Annotated in this window: 14 protein-coding genes; 7 read left to right on the top strand and 7 right to left on the bottom strand. The window is 54.9% G+C overall.

From position 1 onward, the window contains the following. Positions 1–142: 142 nt before the first annotated feature. From glmS to phoU, 6 genes are all read left to right on the top strand, one after another. Entirely contained in the window at positions 143–1,972 is a 1,830-nt protein-coding gene (gene glmS / locus LZP96_RS15870) for a glutamine--fructose-6-phosphate transaminase (isomerizing) (RefSeq protein ID WP_064324198.1), read from the top strand. A 321-nt stretch (positions 1,973–2,293) separates the two neighbouring features. Then, positions 2,294–3,334 carry a phosphate ABC transporter substrate-binding protein PstS gene (gene pstS, locus LZP96_RS15865; RefSeq protein WP_064324199.1) on the top strand — a complete coding sequence of 347 codons (1,041 nt, stop codon included), beginning with the start codon at positions 2,294–2,296 and terminating at the stop codon, positions 3,332–3,334. A 127-nt stretch (positions 3,335–3,461) separates the two neighbouring features. Beyond that, positions 3,462–4,421: a phosphate ABC transporter permease PstC gene (gene pstC / locus LZP96_RS15860; protein ID WP_064324200.1), complete on the top strand. Its 960-nt coding sequence runs from the start codon at positions 3,462–3,464 to the stop codon at positions 4,419–4,421. After that, positions 4,421–5,311, top strand: coding sequence for a phosphate ABC transporter permease PstA (gene pstA, locus LZP96_RS15855; RefSeq protein WP_064324201.1), 891 nt, complete (start codon positions 4,421–4,423; stop codon positions 5,309–5,311). Before pstC ends, pstA begins: the two co-directional genes overlap by 1 nt. Positions 5,312–5,358: 47 nt before the next feature. Next, positions 5,359–6,132, top strand: coding sequence for a phosphate ABC transporter ATP-binding protein PstB (gene pstB / locus LZP96_RS15850; RefSeq protein ID WP_064324202.1), 774 nt, complete (start codon positions 5,359–5,361; stop codon positions 6,130–6,132). Positions 6,133–6,146: 14 nt separating this feature from the next. After that, positions 6,147–6,872 carry a phosphate signaling complex protein PhoU gene (phoU, locus tag LZP96_RS15845; RefSeq protein ID WP_064324203.1) on the top strand — a complete coding sequence of 242 codons (726 nt, stop codon included), beginning with the start codon at positions 6,147–6,149 and terminating at the stop codon, positions 6,870–6,872. Between the two features lie 93 nt (positions 6,873–6,965). On the opposite strand, the gene yieH is transcribed toward phoU, so the two are convergent. Next, entirely contained in the window at positions 6,966–7,631 is a 666-nt protein-coding gene (yieH, locus tag LZP96_RS15840; protein WP_258926167.1) for a 6-phosphogluconate phosphatase, read from the bottom strand. A gap of 166 nt (positions 7,632–7,797) precedes the next feature. Here yieH and LZP96_RS15835 point away from each other — a divergent pair, with 166 nt between their 5' ends. Next, positions 7,798–9,135, top strand: coding sequence for an NCS2 family permease (locus tag LZP96_RS15835; protein WP_258926166.1), 1,338 nt, complete (start codon positions 7,798–7,800; stop codon positions 9,133–9,135). A 92-nt stretch (positions 9,136–9,227) separates the two neighbouring features. Here the strand turns inward: LZP96_RS15835 and LZP96_RS15830 are convergent, their stop codons facing one another. The 6 genes from LZP96_RS15830 to yidC form a co-directional block, all read right to left on the bottom strand. Next, positions 9,228–9,794: an NADPH-dependent FMN reductase gene (locus tag LZP96_RS15830; RefSeq protein WP_064324206.1), complete on the bottom strand. Its 567-nt coding sequence runs from the start codon at positions 9,792–9,794 to the stop codon at positions 9,228–9,230. 41 nt (positions 9,795–9,835) lie between these two features. Then, complete coding sequence (locus LZP96_RS15825) at positions 9,836–10,579, bottom strand: 4'-phosphopantetheinyl transferase family protein (protein WP_258926165.1); 744 nt, start codon at positions 10,577–10,579, stop codon at positions 9,836–9,838. A gap of 142 nt (positions 10,580–10,721) precedes the next feature. Next, on the bottom strand, positions 10,722–11,684 hold the full coding sequence (gene yidZ, locus LZP96_RS15820; protein WP_258926164.1) for an HTH-type transcriptional regulator YidZ: 963 nt from the start codon (positions 11,682–11,684) through the stop codon (positions 10,722–10,724). Continuing rightward, a complete protein-coding gene (locus tag LZP96_RS15815; RefSeq protein ID WP_258926163.1) occupies positions 11,659–12,828 on the bottom strand; it encodes an MFS transporter in 1,170 nt (389 codons plus the stop codon). The genes yidZ and LZP96_RS15815 overlap by 26 nt, the downstream gene beginning before the upstream one ends. A 109-nt stretch (positions 12,829–12,937) precedes the next feature. Continuing rightward, positions 12,938–14,302, bottom strand: a complete 1,365-nt coding sequence (gene mnmE / locus LZP96_RS15810) for a tRNA uridine-5-carboxymethylaminomethyl(34) synthesis GTPase MnmE (RefSeq protein ID WP_258926162.1) — start codon at positions 14,300–14,302, stop codon at positions 12,938–12,940. Between the two features lie 192 nt (positions 14,303–14,494). Beyond that, positions 14,495–16,141, bottom strand: a complete 1,647-nt coding sequence (yidC, locus tag LZP96_RS15805) for a membrane protein insertase YidC (RefSeq protein WP_064324211.1) — start codon at positions 16,139–16,141, stop codon at positions 14,495–14,497. Positions 16,142–16,143 lie beyond the last annotated feature (2 nt).

The raw sequence follows: 16,143 nt of genomic DNA, 5'->3' as shown, positions 1-16,143 counted from the left end.
GAGGGGATAACATAATCCCCCACCCACCAGCAGTACTTATAACGATAACCCCACTCTCTACAAGGCTCGGGGCACCCGTAAAACGGGTAAATACAGGTCAGCGACAACGCATGGCATAACGCCATAATCAGGAAATTTAACTATGTGTGGAATTGTTGGCGCAGTTGCGCAGCGTGATATTGCTGAAATCCTTATCGAAGGTTTACGTCGTCTTGAATACCGTGGTTACGACTCAGCCGGTCTGGCTGTTGTGGATGCAGAAGGTCATATGACCCGCCTGCGTCGCCTCGGTAAAGTGCAAATGCTGGCTCAGGCCGCGGAAGAGACGCCGCTGCATGGCGGTACGGGGATTGCACACACCCGTTGGGCGACACACGGTGAACCCTCAGAAGGTAACGCGCACCCGCATGTGTCTGAACACATTGTGGTGGTACATAACGGCATTATCGAAAACCACGAACCGCTGCGCGAAGAACTGAAAGCGCGCGGGTACACCTTTGTCTCTGAAACCGACACCGAAGTGATTGCTCACCTGGTGCACTGGGAGCTGGAACAAGGCGGCACACTGCGTGAAGCTGTGCTGCGTGCTATTCCTCAGCTGCGTGGCGCATACGGTACGGTGATCATGGATTCCCGCGATCCGGGTACGTTGCTGGCCGCGCGTTCCGGTAGCCCAATGGTTATCGGTCTGGGTATGGGCGAGAACTTTATCGCGTCTGACCAACTGGCGCTGCTGCCGGTCACCCGTCGCTTTATCTTCCTGGAAGAGGGCGATATCGCTGAAGTGACGCGCCGCAGCGTGACGGTCTTCGATACCAAAGGCGAGCAGGTGAAACGCCAGGAGATCGAATCCAGCCTGCAGTACGACGCTGGTGACAAAGGCGCTTACCGTCACTACATGCAAAAAGAGATTTACGAACAGCCAAACGCGATCAAAAACACCCTGATCGGGCGTATCAATCACGGTGAAGTCGATTTAAGCGAGCTGGGCGCGAACGCTAACGAGATGCTCGCCAACGTTGAGCACATTCAGATCGTGGCCTGCGGGACCTCTTACAACTCCGGTATGGTTTCGCGCTACTGGTTCGAAGCACTGGCTGGCGTGCCGTGCGATGTCGAAATTGCCTCTGAGTTCCGCTATCGCAAATCCGCGGTGCGCCGCAACAGCCTGATGATCACCCTTTCACAGTCTGGTGAAACGGCGGATACCCTGGCTGCCCTGCGTCTTTCTAAAGAGCTGGGTTATCTGGGGTCGCTGGCCATTTGTAACGTGCCGGGCTCATCGCTGGTACGTGAATCCGACCTGGCGCTGATGACCAAAGCAGGCACAGAGATCGGCGTGGCGTCGACCAAAGCCTTTACTACTCAGCTCACCGTTCTGCTGATGCTGGTGGCGAAGCTGGCTCGACTGAAAGGGCAGGATGCGTCCATTGAGCAGGATATTGTTCACGGGCTCCAGGCGCTGCCAAGCCGTATTGAGCAGATGCTGTCTCAGGACAAACGCATTGAAGCGCTGGCGGAAGATTTCTCTGACAAACATCACGCGCTGTTCCTCGGCCGTGGCGATCAGTATCCCATTGCGCTGGAAGGCGCGTTGAAGCTGAAAGAGATCTCCTACATTCACGCGGAAGCATACGCAGCAGGCGAGCTGAAACACGGCCCGCTGGCGCTGATTGACGCGGACATGCCGGTTATCGTTGTCGCACCGAACAACGAGCTGCTGGAAAAACTGAAGTCCAATATCGAAGAAGTCCGCGCTCGCGGTGGCGTACTGTATGTCTTTGCCGATAAGGATGCGGGTTTTGTGGGCAGCGACAACATGCACATCATTGAGATGCCGCATGTCGAAGAGGTGATTGCGCCGATCTTCTACACCGTTCCACTGCAGCTGCTGGCCTATCACGTGGCGCTGATCAAAGGCACCGACGTTGACCAGCCGCGTAACCTGGCGAAGTCTGTTACCGTAGAATAATCCCTTCAGGCTCCACCTTCGGGTGGAGCTTTTCTCGCCTTCCTGGTTTGTTTTTAATCAATGCCTCTTCATTTTTATATATGACAATCTGTCATCTTCAGCTACTTTTTCCAGTGTCACACAAATAAAATTTTAGTGTAAACATCCTGTCATGTAGTGATTTAACTTAATGTTATTTATAAGTAATTTTGCTTTATTTTAAGTGAAATTTTCTGTGTCATAAAACTGTCATAATTCGTACATTTATCTGTCACCTGATTGTCCTATTTTGCTCAGCGTAGCCACTAAACAATGATTTACGAAATCCTTGCAGGAGACATTATGAAAGTTATGCGTACCACTGTCGCAACTGTTGTCGCCGCGACCTTATCGATGAGCGCTTTCTCTGTATTCGCAGCAGCAAGCCTGACTGGCGCTGGCGCAACCTTCCCTGCGCCGGTGTATGCCAAATGGGCAGATACTTACCAGAAAGAGACCGGCAACAAGGTTAACTATCAGGGTATCGGCTCCTCCGGTGGCGTAAAACAAATCACCGCGAACACCGTTGATTTCGGCGCATCAGATGCTCCGTTGTCTGATGACAAGCTGGCTCAGGAAGGCCTGTTCCAGTTCCCGACCGTCATCGGCGGTGTTGTGCTGGCCGTTAACATTCCAGGCCTGAAATCAGGCGAACTGGTTCTGGACGGTAAGACCCTGGGTGACATCTACCTCGGCAAAATCAAAAAATGGGATGACGAAGCCATCACCAAACTGAACCCGGGTGTAAAACTGCCTTCGCAGAACATCGCTGTGGTTCGTCGTGCTGACGGTTCCGGTACCTCATTCGTCTTCACCAGCTACCTGGCGAAAGTTAACGAAGAGTGGAAATCGAAAGTAGGTTCCGGCTCTACCGTAAACTGGCCGACCGGTCTGGGCGGTAAAGGTAACGACGGTATCGCCGCGTTCGTACAGCGTCTGCCTGGCTCAATTGGCTACGTAGAGTACGCTTACGCGAAGCAGAACAACCTGGCTTACACCAAACTGGTCTCTGCTGATGGCAAACCGGTAAGCCCGACGGAAGAAAACTTCGCTAACGCCGCAAAAGGCGCTGACTGGAGCAAATCTTTCGCTCAGGATCTGACGAACCAGAAAGGTGACGAAGCATGGCCAATCACCTCGACCACCTTTATCCTGGTGCACAAAGATCAGAAGAAACCTGAACAAGGCACTGAAGTTCTGAAGTTCTTTGACTGGGCTTACAAAAACGGCGGCAAACAGGCTAACGACCTGGATTACGCAAGCCTGCCGGACAGCGTGGTTGAGCAGATTCGTGCTGCATGGAAAACCAACGTCAAAGACAGCAGCGGTAAAGCGCTGTACTAACAGAATTTTTTTGACGAAGATGGCGGGTGGCGCGACAGCTTACCCGCCCTACGGTTAACCCTGTAGGCCCGGAAGCGTCAGCGTTACCGGGCATATTCGTAAGACGTTTTTAACAGAAGAGTAATTTATGGCTGCAACCAAGCCTGCTTTTAACCCTCCGGGTAAAAATGGTGACAAAATTTTCAGCGCGCTGGTAAAACTGGCTGCGCTGATTGTGCTATTGCTGCTGGGCGGCATTATCGTGTCACTGGTTTTCTCCTCCTGGCCGAGCATCCAGAAATTCGGTTTTTCCTTCCTCTGGACCAAAGAGTGGGATGCGCCAAATGACATCTACGGCGCGCTGGTGCCGATTTACGGCACGCTGGTGACGTCGTTCATCGCCCTGTTGATTGCGGTTCCGGTGAGCTTTGGTATCGCCCTGTTCCTGACGGAACTGGCGCCAGGCTGGTTAAGACGTCCACTGGGTATCGCCATCGAACTGCTGGCTGCGATCCCGAGTATCGTCTATGGCATGTGGGGCCTGTTTATCTTTGCGCCGCTGTTTGCCACCTACTTCCAGGAGCCGGTAGGCAACGTCCTGTCGACAATTCCGTTCGTGGGCGCGCTGTTCTCAGGTCCGGCGTTCGGTATCGGTATTCTGGCTGCGGGCGTGATCCTCGCTATTATGATTATTCCGTACATTGCGGCGGTCATGCGCGATGTCTTCGAACAAACCCCGGTGATGATGAAAGAGTCGGCCTACGGCATCGGCTGCACCACCTGGGAAGTGATCTGGCGCATCGTCCTGCCGTTCACCAAAAATGGGGTGATTGGCGGCGTGATGCTGGGTCTGGGTCGTGCGCTGGGTGAAACCATGGCGGTGACCTTTATCATCGGTAACACCTACCAGCTCGACAGCGTTTCGCTCTATATGCCGGGTAACAGCATTACCTCTGCGCTGGCTAACGAATTCGCCGAAGCGGAATCCGGGCTGCACGTGGCAGCGTTGATGGAGCTGGGTCTGATTCTGTTTGTGATTACCTTTATCGTGCTGGCGATTTCAAAAGTGATGGTGATGCGTCTGGCGAAAAATGAGGGGGCACGCTAATGGCGACTCTCGAAATGCAAAGCACCGCTGCGCTGGCGGAATCCCGCCGCAAAATGCAGTCCCGTCGCCGCCTGAAAAACCGCATCGCCCTGACGCTCTCGATGGGTACGATGGCATTTGGTCTGTTCTGGCTGGTCTGGATCCTGTTTTCTACCGTGGTACGCGGGATTGATGGGATGTCACTGTCGCTGTTCACCGAGATGACGCCGCCGCCGAACACCGCGGGCGGGGGTCTGGCGAACGCCCTGGCGGGCAGCGGCCTGCTGATCCTGTGGGCGACCGTCTTTGGGACGCCGCTTGGCATCATGGCCGGTATCTATCTGGCGGAGTACGGGCGTAAATCCTGGCTGGCAGAAGTGATTCGCTTCATTAACGACATTCTGCTTTCAGCCCCGTCGATCGTGGTTGGTCTGTTTGTTTACACCGTAGTCGTGGCGCAAATGGAACACTTCTCCGGTTGGGCGGGCGTGATTGCGCTGGCGCTGTTGCAGGTGCCCATCGTGATTCGTACCACCGAGAACATGCTGAAACTGGTGCCGGACAGCCTGCGTGAAGCGGCTTACGCGCTGGGTACGCCAAAGTGGAAAATGATCTCCGCGATTACGCTGAAGGCGTCCATCTCCGGGATCATGACCGGTATCCTGCTGGCGGTGGCACGTATTGCGGGTGAAACGGCCCCGCTGCTGTTTACCTCCCTCTCCAATCAGTTCTGGAGCACCGATATGATGCAGCCAATCGCCAACCTGCCGGTGACCATCTTTAAATTCGCGATGAGTCCTTTCGCGGAATGGCAGCAGCTGGCCTGGGCCGGGGTGCTGATTATCACCCTTTGTGTACTGTTGCTGAACATTCTGGCGCGCGTCATTTTCGCGAAGAAGAAACACGGTTAATTTTTTACGGCGCGGCACAACGCGGCGCCGAATGAGGAAATGAGTCAATGAGTATGGTTGATACTGCACCGGGTAAGATTCAGGTTCGTGATTTGAACTTCTACTACGGTAAATTCCATGCGCTGAAGAACATTAATCTGGATATTGCTAAGAACCAGGTTACGGCGTTTATCGGTCCGTCAGGCTGCGGGAAATCCACGCTCCTGCGCACCTTTAACAAAATGTACTCGCTCTACCCTGAGCAGCGTGCAGAAGGCGAAATCCTGCTGGATGGTGACAACATTCTCACCCATTCCCAGGACATCGCGCTGCTGCGCGCCAAGGTCGGTATGGTGTTCCAGAAGCCGACGCCGTTCCCGATGTCCATCTATGACAACATCGCCTTTGGTGTGCGCCTGTTCGAAAAACTGTCACGTGCCGATATGGACGAGCGCGTGCAGTGGGCTTTGACCAAGGCCGCACTCTGGAACGAAACCAAAGATAAACTGCACCAGAGCGGATACTCTCTCTCCGGTGGTCAGCAGCAACGTCTGTGTATCGCTCGTGGAATCGCTATTCGCCCGGAAGTGCTGCTGCTGGATGAGCCATGTTCCGCGCTGGATCCGATTTCAACCGGTCGTATCGAAGAGCTGATCACCGAGCTGAAGCAGGATTACACGGTGGTGATCGTTACGCACAACATGCAGCAGGCTGCGCGTTGCTCCGACCACACGGCGTTTATGTATCTGGGCGAGTTGATTGAGTTCAGCGATACGGATGCGCTGTTCACCCGGCCCGCGAAAAAACAAACTGAAGACTACATTACCGGTCGTTACGGCTGAGTCAGGAGCTCGTTGTGGATAACCTTAATCTTAATAAACACATTTCCGGCCAGTTCAACGCTGAACTGGAGAGCATCCGTACCCAGGTAATGACCATGGGCGGCATGGTGGAGCAGCAGCTTTCCGATGCGATTACCGCGATGCATAACCAGGACAGCGAGCTGGCCCAGCGCGTGGTGGAAGGCGACAAAAACGTCAATATGATGGAAGTCGCCATCGACGAGGCCTGCGTGCGCATCATTGCGAAACGCCAGCCGACCGCCAGCGACCTGCGTCTGGTGATGGCGATTATCAAAACGATCGCCGAGCTGGAACGTATTGGTGATGTGGCAGACAAAATTTGCCGCACGGCGCTGGAGAAGTTTTCCCACCAGCACCAGCCGCTGCTGGTCAGCCTTGAGTCGCTGGGGCGCCACACCGTGCAGATGCTGCATGACGTGCTGGACGCTTTTGCGCGTATGGATCTGGACGAAGCGGTGCGTATCTATCGGGAAGACAAAAAGGTCGACCAGGAATATGAAGGCATCGTGCGTCAGCTGATGACCTACATGATGGAAGATCCGCGCACCATTCCAAGCGTGCTGACGGCGCTTTTCTGCGCACGCTCCATCGAGCGTATCGGCGACCGCTGTCAGAACATTTGTGAATATATCTTCTACTTCGTGAAGGGGCAGGATTTCCGTCACGTCGGCGGTGATGAGCTGGATAAGCTGCTGGCGGGTAAAGATCCGAAAGAGTGATTTTTACCCTCACCCTAACCCTCTCCCTAAGGGAGAGGGGACAAGATGGTTTTCTCCCTCTTCTTTTGGGAGAGGGCCGGTGAGGGGTAAAACTTAGCGAGTAATATCCCACCCACGCGCCTTCCACAGCGCCGGCAGTTGCGCCAGATCGGTGAAGGTGGTCACTTTGGGATGATCGATCGGCTTGTTGTGCGGATCGGCGCAGAAGTAAAACACCTCCATTCCCGCATCAATGCCCGACTGGGCTCCGGCCGATGAATCATCCACCAGGATGCAATTCTCGACGTTCACCTTCATGGCGTTGGCCGCATGGAACATCAGGGCCGGATCGGGTTTCCAGCGTTGAATATCGTAGCCGCTGAACAATTTTTCCGGGAAATGGTGCAGCATCTTAAGCTTACCCAGAGAGTGCTGCATCTTGCTGACCGGGCCATTCGAGACCACACACATGGGGATCGTCATGCTGTCCAGCAGCGCATTGGCGCCAGCAATCACCTCCAGTTCCGAGTCAAAAAGGCGTGCGACCTCGGCGCGGTACACAGGCTCAAGATCGGCTTTCGCGAGATCCACGCCGTGTTCTTCGTTAATGATGTCGATGATCTCGTAGAGCTTAACGCCTTTAAAACGTTTAAAAATTTCTTCAAGATCGAGCGTAATGCCAAATTCCTGGAACATGGCGACATACGCGCGGGAACAAATGACCTCACTGTCGACCAGCGTACCGTCGCAGTCGAAAAATACCGCTTCAATTCCGGACATGCCTTTCCCTTTTTTACCAGTTTAACGTTTACGTGCTGCTGAATGACCATACGCAATCGTTGCCGTATAAGCAAAATCAATGAAAAAAGTCTCTCGCAACCGCCACTATTGTCGCATTTTGGTATAGGATAGCGACGGATTTTCCCTCCTTGTTCGGAAATTGATGATGAGTCAACAACACACTACCCAGACGTCTGGTCAGGGTTTGCTTGAGCGCGTGTTTAAACTGCGCGAGCATGGCACCACGGCACGCACCGAAGTGATTGCCGGTTTCACCACCTTCCTGACGATGGTGTATATCGTTTTTGTTAACCCGCAAATTTTGGGCGTTGCTGGCATGGATACCAGCGCCGTCTTTGTGACGACCTGCCTGATCGCTGCGCTTGGCAGCATTCTGATGGGGGTGTTCGCTAACCTGCCGGTCGCACTGGCGCCAGCCATGGGCCTGAATGCTTTCTTCGCGTTCGTGGTGGTTCAGGCAATGGGTCTGCCGTGGCAAGTCGGCATGGGGGCCATCTTCTGGGGCGCCGTGGGTCTGCTGCTGCTGACGATCTTCCGCGTACGCTACTGGATGATTGCCAATATCCCGGTGAGCCTGCGTGTGGGCATTACCAGCGGGATTGGTCTGTTTATCGGCATGATGGGCCTGAAAAACGCCGGTGTGATTGTGGCGAACCCGGATACGCTGGTGAGCATCGGTCACCTGACGTCACATAACGTGCTGCTGGGCGTGCTGGGCTTCTTTATCATCGCGATACTGGCTTCCCGTAATATTCACGCGGCGGTGCTGGTCTCCATCGTGGTGACCACTCTGCTGGGCTGGATGCTGGGCGATGTGCAATACAAAGGGTTCATCTCTGCGCCGCCGAGTGTCTCCACCGTTATCGGTCACGTTGATCTGGCGGGGTCGTTTAACCTGGGTCTGGCGGGCGTCATCTTCTCCTTTATGCTGGTGAACCTGTTCGACTCCTCCGGTACGCTGATTGGCGTGACGGATAAAGCGGGCCTGGCGGATGAAAAAGGGAAATTCCCTCGCATGAAGCAGGCGCTGTTTGTGGATAGCGTCTCCTCGGTTGCGGGTTCTTTCATCGGCACCTCGTCTGTTACCGCTTACATTGAGTCCTCGTCGGGCGTCTCCGTCGGCGGTCGTACCGGTTTAACCGCGGTCGTTGTCGGTATCCTGTTCCTGCTGGTGATTTTCCTCTCTCCGCTGGCCGGCATGGTTCCGCCGTATGCGGCAGCCGGTGCGTTGATTTACGTTGGCGTGCTGATGACGTCCAGCCTGGCGCGCGTGAAGTGGGATGATTTAACTGAAGCGGTCCCGGCGTTTATCACCGCCGTGATGATGCCGTTTAGCTTCTCGATTACCGAAGGCATCGCGCTGGGCTTTATCTCTTACTGCGTGATGAAGATTGGCACCGGACGTTTCCGCGATCTCAGCCCATGCGTCATCGTGGTTGCACTGCTGTTTGTACTGAAGATTGTGTTTATCGACGCCAAATAAGCAAAAAGCCCTTTTCTTCGAAAAGGGCTTTTGTGTTTGTACCCTCTCCCCGTGGGAGAGGGCTGGGGTGAGGGCATCAGCCCGCGCTGAAATTACGCCTTCACCCGCTTAATATAATCCCCGAACGCAGTCAGCTGACCGCTCAGGTGATCCAGCGTGCTTTGATCAACCACTTCTCCCGTCTGGGGGTCGACTTTATTCTGAATCACGCCGCCCATAAATTCGGGTTTGTTCATGACCATCGCATCCAGGAACACCAGGATCTGGCGCAGATGATACTGGCAGCGTGCCCCGCCGATAGCCCCCATAGAGCTGGTCTGAATCAGCACAGGTTTACCCGCCAGCGGTTGCTCTGGCAGGCGTGAAAGCCAGTCGATCGCGTTTTTCAAACCGCCGGGTACGGAATAGTTATATTCGGGGGTGACAATCACCACGCCATCCGCCTGGCGGATCTGCTCAGCTATCGCTTCGACGCTTTGCGGGAATCCCTCTTCCTGCTGGATATCGGCGTCATACAAAGGGATCTCACCGATGGAAGGCAAAGCGGAAATCGCCATGCCAGCAGGGGCGATGCCAGGTAACGTACGCGCCACCATGGCGTTGAATGAACCTTTACGCAGGCTCCCCAGTAACGTAACAACTTTCAGCGTCTCAGACATGATTACTCCTGTTTCGTCATGATGGCCCTGTATGGGTCAGTTCAAGGTAAATGCTTTTCTGCGGGTAAACTGGTTAAGCGTATGAGCCGCGCTTCGGGTTCATTCGCACGTTCCGGTACATCCGCAAGACTATGCCAACCGTGGCGGCTGTCAAATTCCCAGATTTTGAGGCGTTCGATCGCCGGGGAGACGGAAATTGCCCAAATCAACACATCTTCTGCATCGCTGAGGGCTTCAATGCGCGACGCTTTCGTCGCCCGCAACCTTCCCGAGCCGGGCAGCAGTTGCAGCAGGCTGGCGTCGTCAGAGGCGCAACCGCAGAGCTTACGAACGCTCTGGCGCAGGGTAATCAGCTGTGCTTTGGCTTCGTCAGGGTCATTTTGATTTCTGACCCATAGCGCCTCATTGCTGGATAAAGGATAGGCGTCATGGGCATGAGGGCCGCTGTGAAAGCCTCGGGTCGCGCGCTGAAGTTCCATGTCCAGCCCGCAATCGCCTTCGGTCGTCAGCGCTACCCCGACGATATTACCGATATACGCCACAGAGAACCGCGGCAGTTCAGGATCGGCAAACACAGGGCGGCCTTCTCCCTGAAGAATGATTTCTGGCAGTTCAAGCGTGCCGTAAAGCATAAACAGCAGCTCCGCGAGCAGTGCCCGCGAGGCTAAAAAGCGCGTGCGCCGGTATTCTGGTAGCTTATCCGCCTCGTTATAACAGGCTGAGGAAAGCCTGGCTGACACAAGTCGTCCTTCTGTCAGTGTTCCTCGTGCAAAATGCGTTGCCATTTTTCGCTCCGTGATAATGGTCTAAGCCAGGTTAAACGGTTACATCATTATCGCTTAACTCTCACTCTCTTTTAATCGGTAAATGATGGGATGAGAAGCTTAGGGACCGAACTTTACATTCGCAGGGGCAAAAGATGCATTTTTAACGCAAGGAATCACCGTATAACGACTTAATGGTGTCCTTAAGCCAAATGAGTTTTGGGTTGTGGCTGTTACGCTTATGCCAGATGAGCGTAAAGGGGACGGTGAGCTTCTCGGCCAGAGCCTCATCCACCGGAATCGGGCGTGCCACCAGCTTACGCTGGTGGAGCTGATTATAGTGACGGCAGTACCAGGGCGCGGTGGCAATGTAGTTATGGTGCGGTTGTGCAGCCATAAACATCGACTGCTCAAAGCCGGGAAGGCTCATGGCGATATTACGCTCACGCCCCATCTCTTTAAGCACTTCGTCCAGTGCCCAGGTGTCGCTACGCTCCCAAAAAATGCTGATGTGCGGATAGCGCAGGAACGTATCGAGATTCCACTCCTCCTGGAGTGCCGGGTGGTCTTCACGCAAATAGACGCAGGGACGATCGCTGAATAAAATTTCGTGGTCGATAAACCATGGCATCAGTTTTAACAGTTCGCGGGAGCGGGGATGCGTTTCGCGGCCGGTAAACCCCAGATCCACCTCACCCCGCGTAATGGCATCCAGAGAGTCATAATCCCAGTGACGCATACGCACCGTCGCCTGCGGATAACGTTGATTAACCTGTTCCAGCAGGGCGTTAAACCGAATCAGCATAAGCGGCGTTTCTGCCGCCAGTTCGAACTTGATGCTCCCCGGCGAGTCGTGATGAAACTTATCGAGGATTTGATTACCTATCTGCATCCAGTCGGTCAGGTCCTGCTCAAGGCTGACGGTGAGCGGGGTAGGAAGCAGCCCCAGCGGTGTTTTCACAAAGAGCGGATCTTCAAACCATTCCCGCAGCTTGGCCAGCGACTTGCTGACCGCAGACGGCGTCACGTTCATCCGCTTCGCCGCTTTGGTGACGCTGCGTTCCTGCAACAATAACTGCAGACAAAGCAGCAGGTTGAGATCAAGACTGCTGAGAGATTTCTTCATAGTGTGCTGCGGGCCGGACCATCATCAGTAGCAGAATGCAGAGTATGCTACAGCCAATCAGAATCCCGATCAGCATATTCAGGGCGTTTAAACCGATAATGGCGGCCAGCCAAATCCAGAGCGACGACCCGCAAACCTGCGCTATGCCCAGTACCGAGCTTGCCACGCCGGCACGCAGTGAGAACGGACCCAGCGCCTGACTCATTGCCACGCCAAACCCAACAGAAAACCCTGCACAGATAAGCGTAATGCCCACCAGCATGAGAGCGTGTTCACTTGCGGTCGCCAGAATCACGCCCGCCGCAAGGAACAGCACCTGCGACGTCAGCATCAGGGTACGCTGTTTAAACACGTTCAGGGCAAACGGCGTGGAAAAAGAGACCGCCATACTCACCATCGCGGTTAATGCCATCACCGTGGAATATTGGCCGCGATCGAACCCCATCACCTCCATCAGTAAAACCGGGGAAACGTTTACATAGGTCAGGATCACCGCCACGCTGAAGGTTGTCACCAGCAGCCGACTGATGAAAAAGCGATTAAGTAATTTTTCACTGGGCTGGAACGTGGCCGGTGTGGCCGCGTGATGCGCGCCAGGATGCGTCTCTTTGAGAACCGTCATCGAGAGGATAAAGACCAGCATCCCCATCGCGGCCATCGTCCAGAACAGGCTCTGCCAGGGCAGCTTTAACATGATCAGATAGCCTATAACGGGCGCGAGTACCGGAATGATGCAGGTAATGCCGTTCAGCATGGAGAGCACTTTTGCACGGCGCTGTGCGCTTAAGGTGTCGCGTAAAATGGCAAACGCCACCACATAGCAGCCACCCGCGCCAATGCCCTGAATAAAGCGTCCGATTAAAAACAGCGTGCTGTTATCGGCCAGAGAACAGAGTCCGGAGGCGAGAGCGAAAATCACCGCCCCGGTAATGGCCACCGGCTGCCGGCCTGCTTTATCGGCGATCTTGCCGGCAAAGACCATCGATGAGGCCATCCCTGCCAGGTAAGCGGAAAACGCGATATGAAGTTGCGCTTCGCTGGCCCCCAGATCGCGTGCGATATGCGGTAGCCCCACCAGATACATATCAATACCTGATGGATAAAGCAGAACTAAAGCAAAGCTACAAAACAGAAAACGCGCCATAAATCCCCCATGTCAGGCAGGCGCAAAGCATAGGGGGTGGAGCAAGAAGAAGCGAGTTGCCATTTGGACAATAGTGATTTCCCGGGAGGAAATCACTTATTCAGGCGGGTTACTTACCAATACAGAAGCTTGAGAAGATCCGTCCCAGCAGGTCGTCCGAGGTAAACTCGCCGGTGATTTCGCTTAAGCTTTGTTGCGCTAACCGTAGCTCTTCAGCCAGCAGTTCACCTGCCCATGCGCCAAGCAGCTGCGCTTTGCCCTGGTCGAGATGATTTGCCGCCTCTTCCAGTGCCTGCAAGTGGCGACGACGCGCGAGGAAGCCGCCTTCCATACTGGTTTCAAAGCCCATGCTTTGTTTGAGATGGTTACGCAGCGCTTCAACGCCTTCGCCGGTACGGGCCGACAGGCGAATCAGTGAGTGACCGTTCACCTCGCTCAGACCCTGCGTTTCGCCTGTGACATCCGCCTTGTTACGCACAACCGTAATCGGCAGTTTTGCCGGCAGACGTGCAATAAAGTCCGGCCAGATATCCGCCGGGTCAACGGCATCGGTCGTGGTGCCGTCCACCATAAACAGCACGCGGTCGGCTTGCTCTATTTCCTGCCAGGCGCGTTCGATGCCAATGCGTTCTACTTCATCGCTCGCATCACGCAGGCCCGCGGTATCAATGATGTGCAGCGGCATACCGTCAATATGGATGTGCTCGCGCAGAACATCACGGGTGGTCCCGGCGATATCAGTAACGATCGCGGCTTCACGGCCCGCCAGTGCGTTCAGCAAACTCGATTTACCGGCGTTTGGACGACCGGCGATAACCACCTTCATTCCTTCGCGCAGCAGGCTACCCTGGCGCGCTTCGGCACGCACCGCATCGAGATCGGTCATCACATTGTTGAGCTGGGCTTCGATTTTGCCATCGGAGAGGAAGTCGATCTCCTCATCCGGAAAATCAATCGCTGCTTCGACGTAGATTCGCAGGTGAGTAAGTGCTTCCACTAAATGGTTCACGCGAGCAGAAAACGCCCCCTGAAGCGAGTTCAGCGCAGAGCGGGCCGCCTGCTCAGAGCTGGCGTCGATCAGATCGGCAATCGCCTCGGCCTGGGCCAGGTCAAGCTTATCGTTCAGGAAGGCGCGCTCGGAGAACTCGCCCGGCTTCGCGATACGCAGGCCCGGCAGCGTCAGAATGCGTTTTAACAGCAGGTCGAGGATCACCGGACCGCCGTGGCCCTGCAGCTCCAGCACGTCTTCGCCGGTAAAGGAGTTCGGGCCGGGGAACCACAGCGCTATGCCCTGGTCCAGCGGCGTGCCGTCGGCATCTTTAAAGGGCAGGTAATCCGCGTAGCGCGGTTTAGGCAGTTTACCCAGCACCGCTTCGGCCACCTCGCGCGCCTTCAGGCCGGAGATGCGCAGAATACCTACACCACCGCGTCCCGGTGGGGTTGCCTGGGCGACGATAGTGTCGTTATGGCTCATGGTTGGTCTCTTTGTAAATGTGAAAAAGGCGGTCTAATGACCGCCTTCTCTGGCATGACTCTACCGTGAATACTCGACATAATTCAAGTTGCAGGAAGGCGGCAAGTTTGTGCGCCCCAGAAGCTTACAGAAGTAAGTGACTGGGGCAATCAAACGCAGCCAACGCGCCTGCGGCTTGAAGAATGAAGAGTATCAGGACTTTTTCTTTTCGCGGCTATGCAGGCCACGCTTCTCCAGACCACGATAAATCAACTGCTGCTGGATGATGGTCACCAGGTTGCTGACGATATAGTACAGCACCAGACCTGACGGGAACCACAGGAAGAACACGGTGAAGATGACCGGCATAAAGGTCATGATCTTCTGCTGCATCGGGTCGGTCACGGTGGTCGGCGACATCTTCTGGATGAAGAACATCGTCACGCCCATCAGGATCGGCAGGATGTAGTACGGGTCCTGTGCAGACAGGTCATGGATCCACAGTGCGAACGGCGCATGGCGCAGCTCAACGGAACCCATCAGCATGTAGTACAGCGCAAGGAAGATTGGCATCTGAATCAGCAGCGGGAAGCAACCACCCAGCGGGTTTACTTTCTCTGCTTTGTACAGGGCCATCATTTCCTGGCTCTGACGCTGTTTGTCATCGCCCAGACGCTCACGCATCGCCGCAATCTTCGGCTGCAGCATACGCATCTTCGCCATGGAGGTGTACTGCGCTTTAGTCAGCGGGTACATGATGCCACGAACGATAAAGGTGATAACGATGATGGAGAAGCCCCAGTTACCCAGGAAGCTGTGGATGAACTTCAGCAGCTTAAACAGCGGCTGAGAGATGAACCACAACCAACCATAATCTACGGTCAGATCCAGGTGCGGCGCAACGGCTGCCATTTTGTCCTGGATTTCCGGGCCGACCCACAGGGTGCTGGCCAGGTTACCGGTTTGACCCGGCTGAACCAGAACAGGCTGTGATTTGTAGCCGATGGCTGCAATACCATTACCCAGGTTCGCGGTGTAGAAGTTGTTCGAGCCATCGTTGTTTGGCACCCAGGCCGTCGCGAAATACTGTTGCAGCATCGCAACCCAACCGCCTTTAGAACTGACGTTCAGGTTTTCGTTATCAGCGATGGTGTCGAATTTGTATTTCTCGTACTTGGTATCTGGCGTGGAGTACGCCGCGCCACGGAAGGTATGCAGCGCAAAGTTGCTGCTTCCGGTGTCACGGTGAGACGGCAGATTGATGGACTGCTTCAGCTGACCAAAGGTCGACACTTCCAGCGGTTTCGCACCGGTGTTCTGAACGCTGTAGCCCACATTCACCGCATATTCACCGCGTTTCAGGGTGAAGGTTTTGGTGAAGGTATTGCCTGCGGCATCGGTATAGGTCATCGGAATTGCGATTTCGTTCTGGCCATCAGCCAGGACAAAGGTATCACTGTCGACGTTATACAGAGGACGCGCACCGTTAGCCGGGTTATCCGGGCCATCACGGCCGGTCAGGCCACTTTGCGCCTGGTAGATAAACTCTGGCGTCGTTTCCAGCAACTGGAACGGTTCGTTAGACTTCAGCTCTTTCGGGTAGGTCAACAGCAGCGCCTGCTCAACATCACCACCACGGGTGTTAATAGTCAGCTCAAGCACGTCGGTCTTAACCGTAATCTGTTTCCCCTGGCCACTGGCCGGTACGCCCTGGTCGGCGGCGCTACCCGCTGCGGTGGTCGTGGTCTGCGTGGTCTGTTGAGCTTGAGGTTGAGGATTTTTATCCTGCTCCCATGCCTGCCAGATCATGAAAGACACGAACAACAAAGCGATGATAAGAAGATTGCGTTGCGAATCCATCG

Source organism: Huaxiibacter chinensis (assembly GCF_022171985.1).
Taxonomy (GTDB): Bacteria; Pseudomonadota; Gammaproteobacteria; order Enterobacterales; family Enterobacteriaceae; genus Enterobacter; species Enterobacter chinensis_A.
The sequence above is the reverse complement of the archived record's forward strand: the minus strand, read 5'-3'. Positions and strand labels throughout refer to the sequence as shown.

Bases quoted from the DNA above. Each gene is read 5' to 3' on its own strand.
- pstA (WP_064324201.1), top strand. From the start codon at position 4,421: ATGGCGACTCTCGAAATGCAAAGCACCGCTGCGCTGGCGGAATCCCGC.
- pstC (WP_064324200.1), top strand. From the start codon at position 3,462: ATGGCTGCAACCAAGCCTGCTTTTAACCCTCCGGGTAAAAATGGTGAC.
- pstB (WP_064324202.1), top strand. From the start codon at position 5,359: ATGAGTATGGTTGATACTGCACCGGGTAAGATTCAGGTTCGTGATTTG.
- yidZ (WP_258926164.1), bottom strand. From the start codon at position 11,684: ATGAAGAAATCTCTCAGCAGTCTTGATCTCAACCTGCTGCTTTGTCTG.
- LZP96_RS15825 (WP_258926165.1), bottom strand. From the start codon at position 10,579: ATGGCAACGCATTTTGCACGAGGAACACTGACAGAAGGACGACTTGTG.
- LZP96_RS15815 (WP_258926163.1), bottom strand. From the start codon at position 12,828: ATGGCGCGTTTTCTGTTTTGTAGCTTTGCTTTAGTTCTGCTTTATCCA.
- yidC (WP_064324211.1), bottom strand. From the start codon at position 16,141: ATGGATTCGCAACGCAATCTTCTTATCATCGCTTTGTTGTTCGTGTCT.
- LZP96_RS15830 (WP_064324206.1), bottom strand. From the start codon at position 9,794: ATGTCTGAGACGCTGAAAGTTGTTACGTTACTGGGGAGCCTGCGTAAA.
- LZP96_RS15835 (WP_258926166.1), top strand. From the start codon at position 7,798: ATGAGTCAACAACACACTACCCAGACGTCTGGTCAGGGTTTGCTTGAG.
- pstS (WP_064324199.1), top strand. From the start codon at position 2,294: ATGAAAGTTATGCGTACCACTGTCGCAACTGTTGTCGCCGCGACCTTA.
- yieH (WP_258926167.1), bottom strand. From the start codon at position 7,631: ATGTCCGGAATTGAAGCGGTATTTTTCGACTGCGACGGTACGCTGGTC.
- glmS (WP_064324198.1), top strand. From the start codon at position 143: ATGTGTGGAATTGTTGGCGCAGTTGCGCAGCGTGATATTGCTGAAATC.
- mnmE (WP_258926162.1), bottom strand. From the start codon at position 14,302: ATGAGCCATAACGACACTATCGTCGCCCAGGCAACCCCACCGGGACGC.